The organism is Halorubrum sp. Ea8 (genome assembly GCF_002252925.1).
Taxonomy (GTDB): Archaea; Halobacteriota; Halobacteria; order Halobacteriales; family Haloferacaceae; genus Halorubrum.
Genome location: NZ_NHPF01000091.1, coordinates 1 through 5,607, shown reverse-complemented (window position 1 = coordinate 5,607; position 5,607 = coordinate 1). Strand labels below are relative to the sequence as shown.

Sequence of the window (5,607 nt, the reverse complement as noted above, 5' to 3'; positions counted from 1 at the left end):
CCTGCTAGTTCACCGAGTGTCTCAAAGCTGGCCTGTACGTGATCGCTGAATGCGGTTTCGGTTCCCGCATAGACACCGACAACGCCGTACACGCTGGAGCCGTACACTAACGGGAGCGCGAACACCGACTGGACTCCGTCCGCGAATCCAGCGGCACGAACCGCGTCCGGGACTGATGGATTCTCGCTTAACGATTGCACCAGTTTGGGGCGCTGCTGTTCGACCGCTCGCCGTTCCGGGGTAGCCTGTCCACTTTTCACTGCCTCGCGGACCGCCGGGAACAGTTCTCCCTGCTCACCCGCAACGCCGCTCATAACGAGTTCGTCGCCGTCGACGGCGTACTCACCGGTCCATACGAACCGGTACTGGTCCGATGTCCCCAGTTGGTCCCGGATAGTCTCCATGACCGCGCCCTGAGACGTAGCTCCGACCAACCCCTCAAGCACGTCGGCGATCAGAGTATCGACCATTTCGGCCCGCTCGGACTCCGAACGAAGCCGTTCGATCGTTTGCTTGTTGGTGCGTTTTTCAGTGATGTCGGTAACGTAGACAGTTGCCGCATCGTCGTCAGGAACAACTGACACTGACAGCCAGCGGTCGACTTCTGGATAGTACTCTTCGAATGCTACATCAGATATCGATGTCCCTTCGAACGCCTTTGTGAGCGACCCTTCGACCGACTGGGGAAACACCCCAGCAATTGGCTCACCGTCAGGTGTGTCAGTTGTAAGGATATCGGCCGCCCGATCATTCCACGCGCACACCACCCCATCTCGGACGGTGATAACTCCCATCGGTGCTTCTGCGAGACGATGTTCCAACTCCATTCACGTAGGGACCTCCTCGTTCTATCGGTGTTTTCCCGTCGGCTAGTTATACGTGTTGTCCGGTTAAACCGCAGTTTACAACTTAGATACTGGTCACTGACACCGGTGTTGTTCTGTCGCTGTTTCAGAGTCAGCAACCCAAGAAGTGGATTAAATGTATAGTTGTAGAATACAGGGTATGCCCTCGAACACCCAAGGCCGTCGAATTTCTCAAATCTGGCGCGTTGTGATTCTCGGAACAATAGCTGCACTACCCGCAACTGCTGTAATAAATTGGCTTCCGAACTCTGAAGCGACTGCTGGTGGCGGGGCAATAATAGTTGGGCCAATGGTCGCGGGCGCCATCGCGGCTAAGCGCTCGGTAGGGCCGAGTGCTGCTGGGCTCCGTGCTGGCTTTCTAGGTGGTGTGGTTGCGGTATCTGGATTTATCCTTACAGAAGCCACGGCTGTAGCGTGGTCACTCAACACGATCGTGTTCTTCCTTATCGCCGTCGTGATGATTCTGTGTCTCTCGCCGGTGTTCGGCCTTATTTTTGGTCGGATTGGTGGCTGGGCAGCAAACACTGTCGGTGGTTTCGGAGTCGACCAAGCATCGTGATCAAGTGATAATGAGTTGTTCGCTTGCTTTGCTCCCGGCTTGTTAATTAAAAAGGATGACTTCGCCCCCAACTCCAGCTAAATAGTGGTGAACATGAGCCAATAGCCTGCGTGCGTCGTGATTGGCACAGTCAAATTTTTTGTCCGCTCGTAGGCACCAGCCGCAAGGATAGCTAAAATGCTCGTGAGGAGTATTGACACAATCCCACCCGAAAAGAACAGATGGCCCTGTTGAAATCCTCTGAAACTGACAAGTATCGCGTGCCGAATAGAGAGGATACAGTCAGCCGGGGGCTACGATATTTCACCATCTAGATCCCGAACTAACCGACAGAACGTGTCTGTGAATGCGACATAGAACGCTTGTATTGGGAGTATCCGAACCTCGACTTACCAGTTTAGTCTCCTACTGAAGTCTCAGTCTGACCCAAACACTGCCCGAGTCAGTGCACCACCGTAAGCAAGCCGTGAACCGGCCCACAGTGCACCGAGCGTGACGCCTATCGCCAAGAGGTATGGAATTGGCTCTGGGAGCCGGCTGCTTGCTATGCGGGCGAGCCGGTCCGCTAGAGCGAAACCACCGAACCAAACTATCAAAAAAGCGATGTGCTGGTGAAGAGACTTCTGTCGGCGTGCGTGGCGGTAACCGACGACGAGAAAGCCTACGAGCAGCAGGACGGCTAGGATTACGAAGGTGAGAGAGCGGAGTTGTCCATCGAGCGCAAACGCCGAAGGGATGCCGATAACCACTGCGAGAACGAAGATCGTCTGGGCAATAAGTCCGATATCTATCTCAGTATTGGAGGGCTGTTCGGTCACAAATTGCGGTCAAGAACGATGAAACATAAAATTTCGCCACACGAGATGAGTCCGTTCATCCAAATTGGCTACATTCTACGACACCGACTAGTCCGTCTCTCGTGACGCCCACCGTTGTCAAAGGTACTCCGCTGAATATACATGCTGTACGACTACGCCGAATAAAAAAATTTATCACTTTATAAGCATTTCAACAGAGCCAAATATTTCGTCTAATCTGGTGTATGAGCCCCTGTATTGACCACGACCGGATCAATATATCACTTACTGAGGATTTCAACAGAGCCGAACAGATGTATTCCACCGAAAAGGAGACCGCCAATAAGCACCCGACAGGGCGATCCGATCGCCGGTTCCAGCGCATCGTGGACTACCCCTCTGTATAGGATCTCTTCCATGGGTGTCATAGCTGCGAACATGATCACCAAGCCCGGGACAATGATCTCCGGGTGGTCGAAGAATACCCGCCACGTCGCAGTGCCACCGTGCGTGGTGTAGCTCAACCCGAGCATTGGCAATACCGGGGTCACCGCTCGCACCGCCATCTCGTACCCGATCGGTATGAAGCCAATCCACGCAATCCCTTCAACTGAGGGCATCTGAATCCGGTCCAGCGGATTATAGTCGTCACGCCATCAAATGTAAACACAGAAGAATCCCGAGCGGTGGGACTTTCAGGTTTACGGAAATCAAGGAGAAAGCCCCGTGCTTTAGCGCGGGAATGAATCCGACAAACCCTACACAACCGACATCATCAACTAGCCCGGCATCGAACATAGTAGCAAGCCAATCGCGTAAAGTATCAATCGGAAGACTCGGGGTCGCTTCCCGCCGACACGGACGGTTCCACGCCCACCACTTCGGTTCACAACGAGGTGGGGAGTGCGTGGTTGAGACTCGTTCACCGTCCTCACAGAACCCGTAACCCCGCTGGGACGGGCAGTAATGCTCGTGTACGAGAGGGGGTGACGGCTTAACCAAAACACGCCCCGTTCGCGGTTGCACTTCGCCACGAAGCTGTGTGGCGGAGTACGGTCGATGGCACGACCCGTGTCACGCTCCTCGAAACGAGGGGCGTGAGTCCTCGCGTTCGCACAGTCCGTTTGGGACTGGGCGCAGGGAACGCCACAAGCAGGGCGACTCGCAACGAGTCAGCGTCACCACGCGCTCACCGCCCTGACGTGGAGCGCACGAACCCGGTACTCCCTTCGTGGGAGGAAGTTGCCCTCGGGGGCTTGGGAACGGCCCGATGCCCCACGAGGGAATCCTCGCCCTTCAGGGCGGGGAGGATGTCAAAGTCCGCTTATCCTGCTTCTCACCGGGTCAGATATATACTATCAAATTCTACGTTTCCGCACTTGAAACACCCTATTAGCCATTATTAACCCGATTATCGTATAGAAACACATGATACTGGAACATTATCAGCCACCGTCTCTTCGCAGAACCGTTTGTTACTTGATAATCGGTGTAGGTTGCTGTGGTTCTAATCAAATTAACTACTCTGCCGCTGTCACCCGAAGATCACATGCTCTCAGTGTAGACAGGCAGTCACTAACGGAGGTACAGTGCTGAGGATCGGCTACCATTCATGAACTCTGAGCAACCACTATCCTTCAATGGAGATAGCCGCTGGGCGATCGCCTTCGTGGCGTTACTCTTTGTACACAACGAAGTCCATGAGATCGCGCACACGGGAGTCGGTCGTCTCATTTGTGGCGCGTGGGGACCACGAAATTTCAACAGTTGGCAGCTTGCTTGTTCGAAAACGCCGGAGATTGTTTTGGCACCACTCGCGGGACTTCTTTGGAGCTACGGGTTGATGTGGATCGGGTATCGGTTATTGAATCCGACAGAGTCACCGGTCAAACGGTCTGTAGGATTTTGTCTTGTTTTCGCGACAATGCCCTTCGGTCGGCTGTATACTGTGGCGCAGTCCGGAGGTGACGAAATGGTCATCCTGCGTGGAGCCTTCCCGACCGCTGATCCAGCAGTGCGCCTCGCCGTCGGCCTCAGCATCGTTCTGCTACTTATTGGTCCCCCACTATACCGAGCCGCCAGTGTACTGTCACAGAAACGGCGGTGGATCATTTTTACTGGGATGCTTCTCCTTCCGTTTGTTCTATTCCTCGTTGTCGTACTGCGAATCGCAAACCCACTGCTCGCATCTGGAGTCTTGACTAGTGAGGGGCTACTCGGCTCGCCGCTGCTTGTGAACATCTGGACCCTGTTCTGGGTGATTGTCCTATTATTATCGTGGCGGCGATTGTCCACGACACTTATCAGCAAGAAATGATATATTAACTTATATATCTGAATTTGCGAGTGTATTCCCACAGGTTGAATTTCTCAGACCTGTATTCGCCATAATATGCGGAGTGCGCCCTCCACAGTACCGCACCGAACGACCTCCGACTTCGCAATTATCGCAGCAAATATGATTCCCCTAGCCGGCGTACTCATCAGCGGCTGGAATATCTGGACCCTCCTGGCGCTCTACTGGATTGAGGCTTTTAGTACGGTCCTTCTCGGTGCGTTAAAATCGCTGTTCGCGAAGCAAGGTTCGCCTGATCTCGTTGGACAGCGGGAGCCGCTCCATGAGTTACGACACAAACGAGGTGGATGGCATTTACTCCCGACGCTTCCACCGGTGTATCCACGAAACGTGCCGTTTGCGCTATCTATCCTCGGCCTTTGGATATCTACTATCGTCCCAATCACGCTCCTGTCATGGATTACGGTCGAAACCGGAATAACAATTTCATGGCCGGTCGGTGTGAGCATCGGTGCGCTGTTGATTGCGCAGGTAATCGAGTTTCGTGTCGGCTATCTCGAGACCGGGGAGTACGAGACGGTGTCTGCCCGCGAGATTCTTCAGCGACCAACCCAGCTCACGATGGCGATGATGCTACTCGGGATGGTCGGACTGACAGCGAGTCAGGCGGCAGGTGTCGCTGTGCTCAGTGGATTTGTGCTCGTGAAAACCATCCTTTCGGTATCGGGGGAATCTACTGGACCGATCGCATCAGGCTTGCGAGCACTTCTTGATCGGTTTGGTGACGACGATGAACTCCGTCGTCCGCAGCCGGAATCTGACCCCGCTGACGGGGATATCCGGGCACGTGTGACGGTCAGCCCGAAAGCGGTACTTCTCGGAAGTACCAGCGCGATACTGCTAACCGTTTTTAATCGTGGCGTAGCGGTTCTGATCTTCGGAATTATCGCCGCGATCTTCACCGGGAACATCTTCTGGGGCAGTATCGGTCTCTGTATACTTCTCTGTATTATTGCGGTCCGGGTCGGCAGCTACTACCTCCGATACGGTACCATCGAATACCAGCGACGCGGTAATTCCGAAGATCAG

5 protein-coding genes are annotated in these 5,607 nt (G+C 54.2%); 2 read left to right on the top strand and 3 right to left on the bottom strand.

Going from position 1 to position 5,607, the window contains the following annotated elements:
• Window positions 1–827 (bottom strand): GAF domain-containing protein (locus DJ74_RS09900; RefSeq protein WP_176451335.1); only part of this gene is annotated, 827 nt, incomplete at its 3' end.
• 178 nt (window positions 828–1,005) lie between these two features.
• On the opposite strand from DJ74_RS09900, the gene DJ74_RS09895 reads away from it, so the two are divergent.
• Window positions 1,006–1,425 carry a DUF5518 domain-containing protein gene (locus DJ74_RS09895; RefSeq protein WP_094527143.1) on the top strand — a complete coding sequence of 140 codons (420 nt, stop codon included), beginning with the start codon at window positions 1,006–1,008 and terminating at the stop codon, window positions 1,423–1,425.
• 416 nt (window positions 1,426–1,841) lie between these two features.
• Here DJ74_RS09895 and DJ74_RS09890 read toward each other — a convergent pair whose 3' ends face one another.
• Entirely contained in the window at window positions 1,842–2,243 is a 402-nt protein-coding gene (locus tag DJ74_RS09890) for a hypothetical protein (protein WP_094527142.1), read from the bottom strand.
• Window positions 2,244–2,503: 260 nt separating this feature from the next.
• Window positions 2,504–2,842 carry a type II CAAX prenyl endopeptidase Rce1 family protein gene (locus DJ74_RS09885; RefSeq protein ID WP_094527141.1) on the bottom strand — a complete coding sequence of 113 codons (339 nt, stop codon included), beginning with the start codon at window positions 2,840–2,842 and terminating at the stop codon, window positions 2,504–2,506.
• A 1,772-nt stretch (window positions 2,843–4,614) separates the two neighbouring features.
• On the opposite strand from DJ74_RS09885, the gene DJ74_RS18750 reads away from it, so the two are divergent.
• Window positions 4,615–5,607, top strand: a 993-nt coding sequence (locus DJ74_RS18750) for a DUF6498-containing protein (protein WP_254922160.1), incomplete at its 3' end; no start/stop codon positions are given.

What these genes read in the sequence shown, in the direction of transcription:
- DJ74_RS09895 (WP_094527143.1), top strand. Translation starts at nt 1,006, where the DNA reads ATGCCCTCGAACACCCAAGGCCGTCGAATTTCTCAAATCTGGCGCGTT.
- DJ74_RS09885 (WP_094527141.1), bottom strand. Translation starts at nt 2,842, where the DNA reads ATGCCCTCAGTTGAAGGGATTGCGTGGATTGGCTTCATACCGATCGGG.